19 protein-coding genes and 1 tRNA gene are annotated in these 15,071 nt (G+C 63.7%); 10 read left to right on the top strand and 10 right to left on the bottom strand.

Annotated features, from left to right (window positions below):
* Positions 1–61: 61 nt before the first annotated feature.
* Positions 62–937 carry a DMT family transporter gene (locus tag QDT69_RS06845; protein WP_050424494.1) on the bottom strand — a complete coding sequence of 292 codons (876 nt, stop codon included), beginning with the start codon at positions 935–937 and terminating at the stop codon, positions 62–64.
* 216 nt (positions 938–1,153) lie between these two features.
* Between QDT69_RS06845 and QDT69_RS06840 the strand changes: the two genes are divergently transcribed.
* Complete coding sequence (locus tag QDT69_RS06840; protein ID WP_279705856.1) at positions 1,154–1,552, top strand: RidA family protein; 399 nt, start codon at positions 1,154–1,156, stop codon at positions 1,550–1,552.
* Positions 1,553–1,643: 91 nt separating this feature from the next.
* On the opposite strand, the gene QDT69_RS06835 is transcribed toward QDT69_RS06840, so the two are convergent.
* The 5 genes from QDT69_RS06835 to QDT69_RS06815 all read right to left on the bottom strand — a co-directional run bounded on the left by QDT69_RS06835 (position 1,644) and on the right by QDT69_RS06815 (position 5,180).
* Positions 1,644–2,075 (bottom strand): hypothetical protein, encoded by a 432-nt coding sequence (locus QDT69_RS06835; RefSeq protein WP_279705855.1) that lies wholly within the window; start codon positions 2,073–2,075, stop codon positions 1,644–1,646.
* Positions 2,076–2,142: 67 nt separating this feature from the next.
* Positions 2,143–2,502: a hypothetical protein gene (locus QDT69_RS06830; protein WP_016846110.1), complete on the bottom strand. Its 360-nt coding sequence runs from the start codon at positions 2,500–2,502 to the stop codon at positions 2,143–2,145.
* 193 nt (positions 2,503–2,695) lie between these two features.
* Complete coding sequence (locus QDT69_RS06825; RefSeq protein ID WP_050424490.1) at positions 2,696–3,295, bottom strand: formyltransferase family protein; 600 nt, start codon at positions 3,293–3,295, stop codon at positions 2,696–2,698.
* Positions 3,296–3,414: 119 nt separating this feature from the next.
* The gene (locus QDT69_RS06820) at positions 3,415–4,704 is read right to left on the bottom strand and encodes a hemolysin family protein (RefSeq protein ID WP_279705851.1); all 1,290 of its coding nucleotides are present in this window, start codon (positions 4,702–4,704) and stop codon (positions 3,415–3,417) included.
* 221 nt (positions 4,705–4,925) lie between these two features.
* The gene (locus QDT69_RS06815; protein WP_279705850.1) at positions 4,926–5,180 is read right to left on the bottom strand and encodes a hypothetical protein; all 255 of its coding nucleotides are present in this window, start codon (positions 5,178–5,180) and stop codon (positions 4,926–4,928) included.
* A 726-nt stretch (positions 5,181–5,906) separates the two neighbouring features.
* On the opposite strand from QDT69_RS06815, the gene QDT69_RS06810 reads away from it, so the two are divergent.
* From QDT69_RS06810 to QDT69_RS06790, 5 genes are all read left to right on the top strand, one after another.
* Entirely contained in the window at positions 5,907–6,098 is a 192-nt protein-coding gene (locus QDT69_RS06810; RefSeq protein WP_279705849.1) for a hypothetical protein, read from the top strand.
* Between the two features lie 137 nt (positions 6,099–6,235).
* Entirely contained in the window at positions 6,236–7,087 is an 852-nt protein-coding gene (locus tag QDT69_RS06805) for a 3-hydroxybutyryl-CoA dehydrogenase (protein ID WP_279705848.1), read from the top strand.
* Between the two features lie 299 nt (positions 7,088–7,386).
* On the top strand, positions 7,387–7,647 hold the full coding sequence (locus QDT69_RS06800) for a DUF3551 domain-containing protein (RefSeq protein WP_279705847.1): 261 nt from the start codon (positions 7,387–7,389) through the stop codon (positions 7,645–7,647).
* Between the two features lie 84 nt (positions 7,648–7,731).
* Positions 7,732–7,896 carry a hypothetical protein gene (locus tag QDT69_RS06795; protein ID WP_279705846.1) on the top strand — a complete coding sequence of 55 codons (165 nt, stop codon included), beginning with the start codon at positions 7,732–7,734 and terminating at the stop codon, positions 7,894–7,896.
* A 34-nt stretch (positions 7,897–7,930) separates the two neighbouring features.
* Positions 7,931–8,401 (top strand): hypothetical protein, encoded by a 471-nt coding sequence (locus QDT69_RS06790; protein WP_279705845.1) that lies wholly within the window; start codon positions 7,931–7,933, stop codon positions 8,399–8,401.
* Between the two features lie 33 nt (positions 8,402–8,434).
* Here QDT69_RS06790 and QDT69_RS06785 read toward each other — a convergent pair whose 3' ends face one another.
* The gene (locus QDT69_RS06785; RefSeq protein ID WP_279705844.1) at positions 8,435–8,662 is read right to left on the bottom strand and encodes a hypothetical protein; all 228 of its coding nucleotides are present in this window, start codon (positions 8,660–8,662) and stop codon (positions 8,435–8,437) included.
* 280 nt (positions 8,663–8,942) lie between these two features.
* On the opposite strand from QDT69_RS06785, the gene QDT69_RS06780 reads away from it, so the two are divergent.
* The 4 genes from QDT69_RS06780 to QDT69_RS06765 all read left to right on the top strand — a co-directional run bounded on the left by QDT69_RS06780 (position 8,943) and on the right by QDT69_RS06765 (position 10,927).
* Positions 8,943–9,164 (top strand): hypothetical protein, encoded by a 222-nt coding sequence (locus QDT69_RS06780; RefSeq protein ID WP_279705843.1) that lies wholly within the window; start codon positions 8,943–8,945, stop codon positions 9,162–9,164.
* Positions 9,165–9,547: 383 nt separating this feature from the next.
* Entirely contained in the window at positions 9,548–9,793 is a 246-nt protein-coding gene (locus tag QDT69_RS06775) for a hypothetical protein (protein ID WP_279705842.1), read from the top strand.
* 237 nt (positions 9,794–10,030) lie between these two features.
* Positions 10,031–10,267 carry a hypothetical protein gene (locus tag QDT69_RS06770; protein ID WP_279705841.1) on the top strand — a complete coding sequence of 79 codons (237 nt, stop codon included), beginning with the start codon at positions 10,031–10,033 and terminating at the stop codon, positions 10,265–10,267.
* Between the two features lie 288 nt (positions 10,268–10,555).
* Positions 10,556–10,927 (top strand): hypothetical protein, encoded by a 372-nt coding sequence (locus tag QDT69_RS06765; RefSeq protein ID WP_279705840.1) that lies wholly within the window; start codon positions 10,556–10,558, stop codon positions 10,925–10,927.
* A 30-nt stretch (positions 10,928–10,957) separates the two neighbouring features.
* Here QDT69_RS06765 and QDT69_RS06760 read toward each other — a convergent pair whose 3' ends face one another.
* The 3 genes from QDT69_RS06760 to QDT69_RS06750 all read right to left on the bottom strand — a co-directional run bounded on the left by QDT69_RS06760 (position 10,958) and on the right by QDT69_RS06750 (position 14,921).
* A complete protein-coding gene (locus QDT69_RS06760) occupies positions 10,958–11,704 on the bottom strand; it encodes a hypothetical protein (RefSeq protein ID WP_279705839.1) in 747 nt (248 codons plus the stop codon).
* A 136-nt stretch (positions 11,705–11,840) separates the two neighbouring features.
* Positions 11,841–11,916, bottom strand: a tRNA-Lys gene (locus tag QDT69_RS06755).
* A gap of 176 nt (positions 11,917–12,092) precedes the next feature.
* Positions 12,093–14,921, bottom strand: coding sequence for a glycosyltransferase (locus QDT69_RS06750; protein ID WP_279705838.1), 2,829 nt, complete (start codon positions 14,919–14,921; stop codon positions 12,093–12,095).
* Positions 14,922–15,071: the final 150 nt, after the last annotated feature.

Below are 15,071 nucleotides of genomic sequence, written 5' to 3'. Positions count from 1 at the left end.
ATGATCCCCGGACTTCTTGCTGTGGTGGAGCGGCGGCGTTGGACGTGGCGTAACGCGGCGGTCATCTTGCGCGCGCCGGCCTTGTCGCGCCCGGCTTCAGGTTCAGGAGATTGCCGGCCAGGATCATGGCCGCGCCGAGGACCGTATAGGCGTCGAGCCGCTCGGCATAAATCAGCCACCCGGCGATCGCGGTGAGCGGCACCCGGACGAAATCCATCGGGATCACGACGGTCGCGTCCGCGTGGAGCAAAGCGCGCGCCATGCAGTAATGCGAGAACGTGCCGCAGAATGCGATCACGGCGAGCCAGCCCCAGGTGGAAAGCGGCGGCCAGGTCCAGACATAGAGCGCCGGCCCGATGCTGGCGAGCGACTGCACCACCAGCATCCAGAACATGATCGTCAGCGTCTGCTCGGTGCGCGTCAGCGACTTGACCACGGCGACCGAGATGCCGAAGCCGACGGCTGCGGCGAGCGCGATCAGCTGGCCTGGATTGATCGCGCCGGTCGCCGGCCGGACGATCACGACCACGCCGATCACGCCGAGCACGATCGCGACGATCTTCCAGGATGTCATCCGTTCGCCGAGGAAGCTCGCCGCAAGGATCGCGGTCCAGATCGGCATCGTGAATTCGATCGCGACCACCTGGCCGATCGGGATCAATGTCAGCGCATAGAACCAGCCGAGCTGCGCGCAGAAATGGATCAGGTTGCGCGCGATGTGGACGTGGACGCGCGCGGTCTTCACGATCGCAAGCCCGCCATTGATGTGGATCAGCGGATACAGCATCACGAAGCCGAGCACGCCGCGGACGGCCATCAGCTGGAAGACGTTGACCTCGCGCGTCGCCTCGCGGCCGGCCACCGCCACGATCAGCATCAGCGCGAGCCAACCGGACATCCATAGCGCTGCGCGAGTCTTTGAGGGCGTGCGATCCATGACGGGGAACAAGGTGAGAAGGGACGCCCGGTATCAGCGAGCTGATACGAATTTGCAACGCGCAATTCTGCCGACGCGGTGATGCGCCGGACATGCGATCGATGCTAAGCATCGACGGTCATTCCGGGGCGCGAAGCGAACCCGGAAGCTCGAGATTCCGGGTTCGATGCTGACGCATCGCCCCGGAATGACAATCATCATCAGGAGGATCAGCTCATGCGTGTCTTGCAACCGGCCGAGTGGTCGAAACCCCGCGGCTTCTCGCACGGTGTCGCATTCGACGCCCCGGGAAAATGGGTCGTGCTCGCGGGGCAGACCGGTGGCGACGAGAAGGGCGAGTATGCGCCCGACATGGCCGCGCAGGTCGGCACCGCACTCAAGCGCATCATCAAGCTCCTGAACGAAGCCGGCGCCGGTCCTGAGCATATCGTCCGCCTGACCTGGTACCTGACCAGCCGCAGCGAGTATGAGGCCGCGGGCGCCGGTATCGGTGCGGCCTGGAAGGAAACGCTCGGGCGTAATTTCCCGCCGTCCACGCTGCTCTATATCGACGGCCTGGTCGATCAGCGCGCCAAGGTCGAGATCGAGGTCACGGCGTTCGTGCCTGCCGCATAGCGCCATTGAGGCGTCAGCGATCGCGACTACGCAGCCGACAAAAAAGCCCTCGGGGATGACCCGAGGGCTTTTTCGTCGGCGTATCGATGGATTACTTGCTCAGCGTGATGTTGGCGCCGCGGAACTGGCTGTCGGCCCTGATCGTGACGGACTGCTTGTTGCCGGCGGTGCGCATCGCGATGTCGGCGTTGAAGCCGGGGGCGCTGGCAACGACCTGGAAGTTGCCGCCGCCGCCGCGACCTCGCAGGTCGCCGCTGACATTGCGGCTCGCCTCGCTCCAATTGCCGGTGACCGCGCTGCCTTCGGCCTGCACGTCGGCCGCCAGGTTGAACTTGTAGGCGTCGCTAGCGCAGGTCAGGTTCATGGTCATCCTGGGCCCGCCGACGTGATAGGTCGCACGGCAGCGAATCCGCTCGCTGGAGCCGTCGTCAAGAATGACCGAACCGGCGCCCGACCAGGTGCCCGCCATGCCGGCGAACGGGCCGGACTGGGCATGGCCCGCGGTGCTCGCGAGTGCAGTCACGAAAAACGCGGCGGCTGCAAATGCTGGCCGCCGCGCGATGGCGAAGAAACGCGATACGCTGGTGATCTTACTGACGGGACGCTTCCCATCGGCCGCTGCACGGTACGCCAGCTGATGCCCCATTCCACTTCCCCGATCCGGAGTTGCCACTGAGTTGTCCGTTCGCATATGCACCATTGATTGAGACTCGCACAAGACCCCCGCTGCCGACGGTGCCGGAGATCGCCGCGCCCTGCGCCGAGATCTTTCCTTCTGCGACGGTCACGGTCGAGCTCTGCGACGGCTCGCAGCTGCCGGTCTTGGTGACCACGGTGACGTTCCAAAGGCCGTCATAAGGCTGCTGGGCGGAGGCGGGAGCTGCGGTGAGCGCGGCAGCCGAAGCGACCGAAGTGACCAAAATCAGGTCGCGAATGCGGATCGAACGCATGAATCAAATCCCTGTCATTTCGTGTGATGACGCGGCTTATCCTGTCACAATGTGTTCAAAATTTGCTGCGTCGCGAGAGTCCTCGAATGTTCCTGTGAACTCAAACACATCATGGTGAATTCGGTTCCGGGTAGGGAACGAAGAATCCGATCCCTGGCTGTCGAATTGCGGTAATTTGATACCGAAGTCCGGATTAGTGCTTGCCCGGGCTCAGATTGGGCGCCTTGGTCGCAAACTGCTCGTCCTGCGGCTTGGCCGGCAGCGCGCCGTTGACCTTGCCGTAGTCGATGACCTCGCCGAGCAGGCGCAGGCCGAGCGGCGCCAGCGCGCGCTCCCACAATTCGCGTGCGGTTTCGCCCTTCTTGACGAACACCCAGTCCTGCGCGGCGATGGCACCGGCGTCCATGCGGTCGGCGAGGTGATAGATGCTGCCGCCGGCGATCGGATCGCCTTCCTTGATGGTCCATTCCACCGCTGCGATGCCGCGATGGCGGGGCAGCAGCGACGGGTGGTAGCCGATGCCGCCAAACTTGGCCACGGCAAGCGCCTCCTTGCTGACGCGGGCATGGCTGTGGGCGGTCACGATCAGGTCGGTGCCGGGTGCGATCTCGTCGGCGGTCACCAGCTTGGGATCGGCCTGGACGACGACGTCGATGCCGGCAGCCCTTGCTGCCGCCGCCAGCCGGTCCTCGCCGTCATGGACGACCACCCTGACCAGCGTGACGTGGTGCTCGCGCAGCATGTTCAGGGTCGTCACGCCGAAATGGCGGGAGCCGACAAGGGTAATGCGCATGGGGATCTATTCCGTGGGGTTTACTCGGAGGGATTTCAGCGGCCGTTATGCGGATAGCACACAGCGGCCGCCTGTTTCGCTGTCCTGCCCGTTATCAACAGGCCGGCCGGCTGGCAATGTCAGACCGCCGGCCGCTTGCTCGCCAGCACCTTGTCGATCCGTCGGCCGTCGAGGTCGACGATCTCGAACTCCCAGCCCTGCGCGGTGGTCTTCGCGCCGGTGTCGGGAATAGCGCCGAACGCATGCAAGAGGAAGCCGGCCGCGGTCTGGTAGGGCCGCGGCGAGGGCAGCACGATGCCGAGCAGTTCGCTGAACTCGAGCGCCGGCATCCAGCCCGAGATCAGATAGGAGCCATCGTCGCGCCTGACATAGGCGGGCTCGGCCGGGCCTTCCTCGGTATGGAAGGCGCCGACGATGGCTTCCAGGATGTCGGCGCTGGTCACGACACCCTGGAAGGTGCCGTACTCGTCGTGCACGAGGCCGATATGCACCGCGGAGTCGCGCAGGATCGCGACCACGTCGCGGGCGTCGACGGTCTCGGGAATGATCGGCGCGTCACGCGTCAGCGCACGGATGTCGGGCGTCTGGCCGGCGAGGTAGACGTCGAGCACGTCCTTGGCCTGCACGATGCCGAGCGCATGATCGCGGTTGCCGTCGAACACCACGCAGCGCGAGTGATTGCTCTTTTGCAGCGTCGCCAGGATCTCCGGCGCAGGGGCGGCGAGATCGATCAGGCTGACCTCGTGGCGCGGCGTCATCACGGCGCCGACCGGAAGATCGCCGAGCCGCATCACGCCGGCGATCATCTCCTTCTCGCCGGGCTCGAGCACGCCGGCGTTCTCGGCCTCCACCACCAGCGTCTTGATCTCGTCCTCGCTGACACGGTCCAGCGCATCCTCGCGATGACCGAGGACCCACAGCAAGAGCTTGCCGGACCGGTCGAGCAGCCACACCAGCGGCAGCGACATCCGCGCCATCATGGTCATCGCAGGGGCGACCCGCACGGCGACCTGCTCCGGGTCGCGCAGGGCGATCTGCTTCGGCACCAGCTCGCCGACGATCAGCGAGGCATAGGTGATCACGCCGACCACGATGCCGACACCGGCCGCATCGGCGACGTTTGCCGACAGCCCGAGCTCGAACAGCCATTGCGAGAGCCGCTGGCCGAGCGTGGCACCCGAAAACGCGCCCGACAGCACGCCGATCAGCGTGATGCCGATCTGCACCGTGGACAGGAATTTGCCGGGATCGGAGGCCAGCGCCAGTGCGCGGCGCGAACCGCTGACGCCGCGTTCGACCAGCGCCGCGAGCCGCGCCGGACGGGAGGAAACGATCGCAAGCTCCGACATCGACAACAGACCGTTGACGACGATCAAGACCGCCACGATCGCAAGTTCCAGATATAACACGGGAGTCCCTAAGCTTTGGCGGCGTTGGCCGCTCGACGACGCCCAATATAGGCATACCGGCGCGGTTTTGCTGTGCCCCGTCGGGCGTATCTGCACAAGCAGAGGGTGCGTATGGCGCGCATGCAGCAGGAGATCGCGGCATTTTGGCGCGCAGGCGCTTGTGACGCGGCATGCGGCCGACGCGAAATGCCGGCAAGCTCCGGCTTCGCGCAGAAGCGCTTCTAGGCGAGGATTCGCAGCTCAGGCTTGGCGAATATCTTGCCCGATGCCGCGGGCTGATTCAGCATTTGCTTGGAAGCGGCCTGCAGCTGCATGCGCAGATCGGCGTTGCACTGCTTCATCTGGTTGCGCAGTTCACGGCGGGAGAACGCGGTGAGCGAGGGGTCCGCAAGCTGCTGCCAGGCGTTGCGGAGCCATTCCTGCAGCTCGCGAATGTTCTGATCCAAAACCTTCTGATCCACGCCGGGCTGGGTCATGCAGCCAAATCCCACGAAGTGATCAGTTGCAAAGTAACGCTGATTCGCGTCGCTTCACCTAGCGCTATGTTGCTTCAGGCGCGTGTACGACGGGGGAGATCGGGTGCGGCAGGCATGCGACCGCTTGCGTCAGCGGGCGTCGCACGCGTCGGTGCACAGCAATCCAGCGCGATCGGGTGCGAGGCCGTCGATCGGCTTCGCACGTCACGGCGATCGATCCGGCCGGCGAAGCTGAGAGCAACGATCCCGCTTCGGCCGGGTGGTGGCCGCGGCGATCGAGAATTCGGATGGGCGGTGGATTCACCTGCCGCCCGCAAGCGGCCTAGCGAGGCTGGTTGCCTTCGGGCTTGCCTTCACGCGGAAGCTTGACCGGGACGTGGGGCGAAGTGCTCACCACGCGCGGGCTTCCGTCGGAATGGGTCTGACCGTTGAGCAATGTCTCGAGAACCAAAAAGAACTTTTCAGAAAGCATGGGCGTAGCCCTCGTCGTCTAATGTCCTTATGTCGCGGCGCTCCGCGGATAATTCGATCAACTAAAAGCGAGTCGCACCGCCATGGCGATGCTGCGGCGCAGGGTCTTCAATATGCAATCCGCAAGATTGCCGGTGCCGGCGCCGTCAACGCACCGAGGCTTGCGCGAAATGGTTGCCAAGTTCCTAACGATTGCCGGCACAGCTCGTGATGGCACTCACCGTTCCTTCAAGGATGCACGTTAACGATAGGGGTATGGATCGTGACCAGGACATCGACGACGGATTCGGATCGGCACTTCGCCGCAACTACGGGCGACTGGCCTGGTGGATCGTGCGGCTCAATCGCGTGTTTGAGCCGTCGCGAATGGCCGATCCACCGCGGACCGAGCTGCCGTCGCGCACCACCGTGCCGCCACGGCGACCGCTGCCCCCGCGGCCTGAATAAACGTTACCAGAGTACCGACTTCTCCTGTATCGGCCACCCGACCGGACTGCTATTCCTGCGCCATCCGCGGACCCCACGGTCCGCCGTTTTCTGAGGATGCGGCCGTGCGGCCGCGCTAGCTGCGAGGAACGAACGCAATGATCGAGACGGTTGGCATCATCGGCGCCGGAACCATGGGCAACGGCATCGCGCAGGTCTGCGCGGCCGCAGGACTGAACGTGACCATGGTGGACATCTCGGACGCGGCGGTGCAGCGCGGCCTGAAGACGGTCGGGAGCAGTCTCGATCGCCTGGTCTCCAAGGAGAAGATGACCGCCGCCGATCGCGACGCGACGCTCGCGCGGATCGTTGCCACCACCGACAAGTCCAAGCTTGCCGCCTGCGATCTCGTGATCGAGGCGGCGACCGAGAACGAGGAGCTCAAGGTCAAGATCCTCAGGGATCTCTGCGCCGGGCTGAAGCCGAGCGCGCTGGTCGCGACCAATACCTCGTCGATCTCGATCACCCGCCTGGCGGCCTCGACCGATCGTCCCGACCGTTTCATCGGGATGCACTTCTTCAATCCGGTCCCGGTGATGGCACTGCTCGAATTGATCAAGGGCTTGCAGACCTCGGACGATACGGTCGCCAAGGCCGAAGCCTTCGCCAAGCGCGTCGGCAAGGTCGCGATCACCGCGAAGAACAGCCCGGGCTTTGCGGTCAACCGCATCCTGTGCCCGATGATCAACGAGGCGATCTTCGCGCTGCAGGAAGGCATTGCGACCGCGGAGGAGATCGATGCCGGCATGAAGCTCGGCTGCAACCATCCGATCGGACCGCTCGCGCTCGCCGATCTGATCGGGCTCGACACCATGCTGTCGGTGATGGAAGTGTTCTACACCGGATTCAACGATCCCAAATATCGGCCGGCGCCGCTGCTGAAGGAGATGGTCGATGCCGGCCATCTCGGCCGCAAGACCGGGCAGGGGTTCTACAGCTACAGCAAGTGACGTCCGTGCGCGGCTGATCCCCGTAGTCATCCGGGATGGATCGCGCGCGCAAGCTCGCGTAACCACAACACCTGATCCGCCACGAGGCGGGGGACATCAGACACGAGGCCCGGTCTCCTAGGCACACCGGGCCTCGTGTTTTTTTGTATGGTCCCGATCCCATCCGGGGGCCCTTGTCCCCTGATGCGCGCGGTCGCGCCCGGGTCACAGCTTCTTGAGGCCGTAAGCAGAAACCTCGCAGATCTCGCCGGCGTACCTACATCGACGGCTGGGTGCCGATCGACGAAGGAAGCAGGATCATGGGCAGGACGAGTTGGGCTTTTGTCGCGTTCACGGCGCTCGGGATGAGCTGGATTGCCGGCTCGGTGCAGCCGGCGGCGGCCGATCCCTACGATTATCCCTGGTGCATCCAGGGCAGGGACGAGGGATATCCCGGCTATTGCGGCTATCAGACCTACGAGCAGTGCCAGGCGTCGGCCTCAGGTCGTGATGCCTATTGCGGCATCAATCCGCGCGTGGCGTTCAGCCAGCAGCGGATAGCGCCGCGGGCGCCCCGGTAAGCGCCGCGCATGTCGGCCGGGCAGCCATCAGGCACGATGGTTGCATCGCCGATGGTTGGATAATTCCCCCTCGTTGGAGAGCACATGGGCGAGATCATCAAGTTCATCTCGAAGTCCGAACTGGAGCGCGCGCGTCTGATCCGCGAGGCCCGGGCCAATTACGACCGCATCTTTCCATCGGCCGATCCGGCTGATCCGCAAGGCGCCGCGGTCGAGGGCGACGGCAGCGAGGCGACGGCAAAGCCCTAGCCGCTATTGCCGCGGGGACAAGGCGGATGCCGTGATGTGGAAGGGGTTGTGGCAGCGGTTGTGGCAGACCTGGACCATCGACAAGCCGGCCGCGCTTGGCGACTGGCTCTGGCAGGTCCTGGTCGTCGAGCTTGCCGCCTTGCTGGACCGGCTGACAATGCGCAAGCTGATTGCGCTGATCCCGGTCGTCATCCTGATCGTCGCCTATCTGCACCGGATTCCGCTTCCTCCCGAATTGATGCTGGTCGGCGATGCGCTGGCCTATATCGACGTCTTCTCGATGATCTTCCTGATCGGCTTGTTCACGCGCGTTGCGACCGTGATGGCCATCGTCAGGCAGGCCATCGCGTTCGTTCGCGACACCGCGGGGCGCGTGACGATGGCGCTGCGCAGGCTTGACACGCGCCATCGTCGCGCAACGGACAGCGCGCGCCGCAGGCGGCTCACGCGTGCCGGGAATGATGACGATGACGGCGCCGTCGTCGCAGGCCTGGCTTGGGCTTAGGCGGCATGGCGATGAGAAACGCGATTGCGCGGCCTATCGGGACTGGTGGTCCGCTTGATCGCCGTCGTCGGCATCGAGCCGGGCAGGGCTGTGCGCGGAAGAGGTGCCCTGGCTGCGCCGGTGCGAGCTCGACAGATCGGTCGGGACTTGCCGAGAGCGATGAAACGCGAAGCCCATCTGGACGCTCCAGATACCGAACAGCAGCGCGCCTGCCATGCAGGCCGCCACGAAGACCCAATCGCGTTTCTTCATCTGGTTCAACAGAGCCAACTCAGCGCCGCGCCACCGCCATCCTCGCGAAGATGCCCCTTGCACTCCGGTCGAGAGTTGCTGCGTTCGACCCAAGACTCACACATACTGAAGCGATCGGGTGCGCTTGTCGATCAGCCCGGCGCGCGGGGCCGCGCTCGGCCCGTGCCCGCGCTGGTCACGGAGCGGTGATTATCAAATCATGCGTCCAGCAACACTCCGACCAGATAGTCCGGCGTTCGCAACAATCTTGCCAAACTTTCACTAGGCCGTTGGCGCAGTGAGTTCGAAAATGCTGAACGGAATCGGACGAAACGCAATGACCGAACTTGAGGAGCTTCGATACTTCGAGCACCAGTGCCTGGAGATGGCCAAGCAGTCGACGCTGCCGGATGCTCGACATGCGCTCCAGATCCTGGCCCGCAACTACGCCACCGCGGCCGAAATGCTCGAACGGCGCGCGCAATCCGCCAACACGGCGCTCGCCCAATTGTTTCGATGCCTCCGGCTGTGAGCCGCGACCGCCCCTGCGGCTGACGTAGATTCAAGGCATGTCCGGTTAGCGACATCTCACATAACCTCAGCGCCTTAAAGAGAAGAACTCTCGCGCTCGACACGCGGCCAAATGAAAGGGGCCGCGTCACGTCGCGGTCCCGACCGTCAAATCTGAAAACGGCGAACTGGATGGAACCAGTCTCGGTTCCCGGCTGGTAGCGCGGTTGCGATTGAAGTGGGAAACACGCGACCACGGAAGGTTCTACCGGTCGCTATCTGGTAATCGGCCCGCACATCGAACTCGCCATGATGTTGAACAGGCGTTCACGAAAGTTCCGAACGTGTTCCTGCAACATGCGCGGACGTCAGCCGTTAGCACCGGGTACTGGAAAGGAGGATGTCATGACGAAGCTTACTTACGCTCTTGCCGCAGCGGCGGCGCTCTCGATAGCGGCACCCACCATTGCCAGCGCGCAGGGCGTGGGCGTCTATATCGGCAGCAGCCCCGGCTATTACGGCTATCGAGATGACGGCCCGCGCGTATACCGGGGGTACGATCGCGGCTGGCACCACGGCTGGTACCATCATCGCGATTACTACCGCGACCGTGGCGTCGTCATCCGTGGTCGTGACTGGGACGACGACTAGCGAGTGCCGGACGCATCTCGCTCATCAAAGGGGGCCTCGCTTCGGCGAGGCCTTTCTTTGTCAGGATCGTTTGGCGCCCCCGCGATGCAATGCCGTCGTCGCACGAACAACGTTTCATTAACCCGACTCACGCAACGCTGATGTTGGGCCGTCTGGATGGGCCGCTGTGCAGAAGGCCGCCACAACTAGCTCCGTGGCGGCCTTTTGCGTTTCGCAAGTGCTGAAGGGAGACGACCGATGGACTACGGCGCCTTCACCGACGCCAGCCTGAAGATGATGTACGAAGCGGTCCGCGGCGCGCTCAAGGCCGACGATGAATTCGAGGCCCATGGCGAAGAGCCAAAATTCCGCGTCCGCGCCACGCCTGAGTGGAAGCGGCACGCCGGCAGTCTCGAGGCCGAGATGCTGAAGCGAGGGCTTCAGGTCGACATCATCGACTGGACGGGCGGGCAGGGCGAACTGCCGCTGGCTTGACGCCTGAACCCTTGCCCAGGAATCCAGGGACGCGACAACCCAGCGACGCGACCCGGCGTTTGCCAGGGGTCACCTGAATGATTGACGACAGGTTCGCGCGGTCGTCGCGCGCTGCCGCGCCGAGGCCGAGGCATGCCGGGGAGCGGGGCATTGCGTGCTTCGGTCCGGAGATTTACGGTGGAGGGCGTCACGCTCAGAAGCTATTCCGTCTTTGGTGGGCGCTCGCCTCGCCTAAGCTCAGGGGCTACGTTGCGGCGTCACCCATTGGACGCTTTGAGGAGTGTATAGGTGCGAGTCATACGAAATGGGTTTTTATCGCTTCTGGTCTTAGGAGCGTTGGCTCCGGAAAGTCGCGCGCAAACGACGGTCGCAGCATTGGAGTGCGATTTTCCAACCGCTTCAACTGATGACTGGAACATGGCCGCGTCGACGCTGCAATACTACATCGATACAGCGGGAGGTTGGAAAGTAAGCGAGGATTCCTTCTCCTTCGACGGCCCGGCAAATGTCACTATCGGTGGAAAGGATCGCACAGCTTCGCTTTCGATCTCCATTTCCCGACAGTCGGGCAAGGCGACCAAGACCCTTTCGTCGGAAGGGAAATCCCTCACCGTCAGCGGGGAATGCAAGAAGATGGAATCCGCCGGGCGAAAATTCTAAGCACGCATATTTCGGATCATCGCAACACCGTCATTTGGTGGGAATCGGTTTCCCTCCCGCAGGACCTATCGGCTTGGGACCGGCCAAGGGCGGCGGGCTGATGGATGGAAACGGGATCTGATCGGCTTCGTTGGTTGATTTTTCCGGTCGTTTCCTGGGACGCACCTCATCGTCCAATGACGGGCAAGTCTTCTCCCAGCCGGGACCATAGGCCGTGTCCAGAAAATCGACCTGATCTGTCGCGAAGGTCTGCACAATCCGCTGCCTGCTGCAGGCGGAGACGATTGCGCTCTTTGGCTCCTTGCCCAGGGGACCTGTCAGCGAATAGCGCAGTGTCACCGGCGCGCCGCAGCGATTGACGACAGTCCACGTCTGCAAAGTGCCGTCCTTCGTTTTGATCGGGCCCGTGAGGCAGCTTTGTGCATTGGCCGTTGCGGCAAGTACGCAAGGCGCGAGCCAAGCTGCGACCGCCCTGGCAAGTTTCATGTGCTGGCTCCTTGCGCCGCATTTTGCAGGATCGGCACGGAAATCAAAGGTCGGCGCACCGTTCACGCACGGAGAACCACCGAAACAATCCGTGTGCGCATATTTGCGCGGATTGCCGGCGCTGTTGCGGCGACGATACAGAGCTACAAGCGCAACGATGCTAACCAGCCCGTATCTGAACCAGGATGGGGTTGTGTCGTGTCGGGATCTGATCAGTGGAACGGTACGAATAGTCCTTACTCGCCTGCCCAAGCGCCGCAGCTGCGCGATGAGCAGCAGCAGTTCGACCACTATCACAAGTTCGACGACGCCATCTCGCGATCGACGCAGAGTGGCTCGAGAACCGTCATCTGGGATCGCTACAACCCGCCGGTTCGTTGATCTGGTCAGCGGCCGGATGACTTGGCGGAAGCTGTTGGAATTTGTTTGGTGAGCGCGGAGGGACTCGAACCCTCGACCCCATGATTAAAAGTCACGTGCTCTACCGCCTGAGCTACGCGCTCACTCACCTGAACATCTCATCCGGACCGAGCGGTGAAACCGTCCGGATCATGCTCCAGCCCGCGCTGTGTAGGGGGCGGGGCCCATCGGGTCAATAGCCGAGGGGCGGTCAATTGTGCACCGTTGGGGCGGATTTGCCGTTCCGATGCCTGTGTTTAGGGCCGTTTCTTGAAGTAGCTCAGTTGTCGCGGCCGATTTCCGAGCCGACCGGCTGCTGCGGGGCGGCGACCGAGGGCAGGCTGACCGGGCGCAGCCCGATCAGTTCCGCAGTGCGGATCGCGCTGTTGCGCCAGAATGCGAACTCGTTGATCCGCGAATTCTCCAGGATCGCGATCGAGACCGCCGCGAGGAATGGCAGGCTCTGCAACACCAGGACGCCGGCGAAGATGTAGATCTCGCGCACCTGCTTGTAGCCGTTGGTGACGACCAGCACGATGGCGCCGATCAACAGCAGCACGCCGATTACCGCTTCCCAGAACGCCTGGAATTCGATCGACATCCGCGACAGGCCGCCCTTAGAGGTGCGGGCGAAGGCGAGGTGCTCGGTGATCAGGCCCTGCGCCACGGCGCGCGACACCGTCCACTGCACGCTCATCGCCGCGATCATGGCGCCAAGCATCTGACCGGCCTTGATGTTCACGCGCAGCCGGTAGAGCGCGACGAAATGCACCAGCGAGACGACGAAGGAGGCGATGATCGGCAGCGTCAGGATCTTGTCGGGGATCGCGATATCGGCGAAGGCGACGATCGGGACCCAGATCAAATTCAGGATCGCGACCACGACGCCGAGGCTTTCGGCGCCTAGCCAGTTGAGCCAGCCGAGCGAGAATTCGCGGCGCTGGTCGGGCGTCAGGCGGCTGGCGCCGGGCAGGAAGCGCCGCCAGTGCTTCTTGACGATCTGGAAGCCGCCATAGGCCCAGCGGTGGCGCTGCTTCTTGAACGCCTCGTAGGTGTCGGGCAGCAGGCCTTCGCCGTAACGCACATTGGTGTAGTGCGTCAGCCAGCCCTGCTGCTGGATCGACAGGCCGAGATCGGTGTCCTCGCAGATCGTGTCAGAGGACCAGCCGCCAACCTTGTCCATCGCGGCGCGGCGGATCAGGCACATCGTGCCGTGCACGATGATGGCGTTGAACTCGTTGCGTTGGACCATGCCGATGTCGAAGAACCCGGCATATTCGCCGTTCATGATGTAGTGCATCAGCGAGCGGTCGCCATCGCGATGCTCCTGCGGCGCCTGCACCAGGCCGACGCGGGGATCGGCGAAGGCCGGCACGAGATCCTTCAGCCAGTCCGGGTGCACGACATAGTCGGCGTCGATGATGCCGATGATCTCGGCATCCGCTGCGGTGCGTTCCATCGCGATGCGCAGCGCGCCGGCCTTGAAGCCCTGCACCTTCTCGGCATTGATGAACTTGAAGCGCTCGCCGAGCAGCCGGCAGTGATCCTGGATCGGCCGCCAGAACTCGGGATCGGGCGTGTTGTTGATGATGCAGACGCACTCGAAATTCGGATAGTCGAGCCGCGACACGGCATCCAGCGTCTGCTTCAGCATCTCGACCGGCTCGAAATAGGCCGGGATGTGGATCGAGACCTTCGGGAACGACACGTTCTCGCCGATCGTCGCGGGCGCCAGCGGCGCGCTCTTGCCGATCAGCCGGCGCGGCCCGCGGCCGAACGCCACCGCCGCGATCTCCTCGATCCGCGCCATCGCGATCAGGACCAGCGGAACCAGCAGCACGAGGCCGAGGCTGAGCGCGAAGGCCGAGCCCCAGACGAAATAATGCGTGGTCCAATATGAGAATACGGTCGCAACCCAGGCGCCGACGCCGTTGGCCGCAGCCGACAGCAGCAGCGCCTGCGTCACGGTCGGCTGGTCCAGCCGCAGAATCGGCAGCGACATGAAGAGGCCGACAAGGACCGCGACCGTGGCAAGCTTCCAGTAGTTCAGATCGGTGACCGGGCCGGTCCAGGCGAACTTCGCCTCGCGGTCGGCATTGAGGATGCCCCAATAGGGACCGACGCCGCCTTCGAAGAACTTCCACGGCTGATCGATGGCTTCGACGATGTTGTAGTCCATGCCGATGGCTTCGGCGCGGGTGACGAAGTTACGCAGCACCGTGGCCTGCTGAAACGGACCGGGCACGGCGCTGCGCAGATTGTAGCCCTGGCTCGGCCAGCCGAATTCGGCGATCAGGATGCGCTTGCCGGGGAAGGAGTCGCGCAACAAATTGTAGCGGTCGACCGCCTGGTCCACCGCCTGCTTGTCGGTGAAGTTTTCCCAGTACGGCAGCACGTGCGCGGCGATGAAGTCGGCCGAATTGGCGAGCTGCGGATGGTCGCGCCAGATGTTCCAGATTTCACCGGTCGTGACGGGAACGTTGACCGACTTCTTGACGCGCTGGATCACCTTGATCAGCCGGTGCACGTTGCTTTCGGCAATCGCCCATTTGATCGCCTCGGCGCGCTTGTCCTCGGGCTGCGTTTCCGCATCGTGCAGGCGCTGCGCTTCCTCGCGAAGGATTCGTTCGGATTCCTCAGGCGGCACCCCGACCTCCGGAACCGAGCCGAGGTTTTCGAGCGGGACCTGCTCGCCGCGGAACACGGTCTCGTTGCCGACCACGATGCCGATAACATTGCTGTTGCGCTTGGCAAGGTTGATCGCGGCTTCGATCTCGCGGTTGTTGCGGTTGGCGTCCTTGTCGATCCAGGCGCCAACCGTAACCTTCATGCCGAACTCGGCGGCGACCGGCGGCACCAGCTCATTGCCTTCCGTCGACGAATAGAGACGGACCGCCTTTGTCAGCGTGGAGAGCTTTCTGAGGTCGGTGCGCACCTTCTCGGAGTCGGCGGCAACATCAGCAACGGTGTGGCCCGACTCGAACGGGGCGTAGGACAGGCTCGGCAGCGTGCCACGGAAATCGGGCGCGGCCTGTTTCTCCTGGAAGAGACCCCACAGGGCGGCGTGAGCGGCGGTGACAAGCAACAGGACGGCGACGACGGCGCGCATCGCGGTTAAACCATACGGGGCCTGAGATTGAGGACTAAGCGAACCCGTCCCCTGGGTTCGACCAACGTGGCGGAGCGAAAGATATCTCCGCCATCCGATTTAACAACTGGTGTGCCGCGATGGCGTTTTAAGGGCGCAAGCCGTTCCAGC

It is taken from the genome of Bradyrhizobium sp. CER78, from assembly GCF_029846235.1.
In the GTDB taxonomy this organism is placed as follows: domain Bacteria; phylum Pseudomonadota; class Alphaproteobacteria; order Rhizobiales; family Xanthobacteraceae; genus Bradyrhizobium.
The sequence above is the reverse complement of the archived record's forward strand: the minus strand, read 5'-3'. Positions and strand labels throughout refer to the sequence as shown.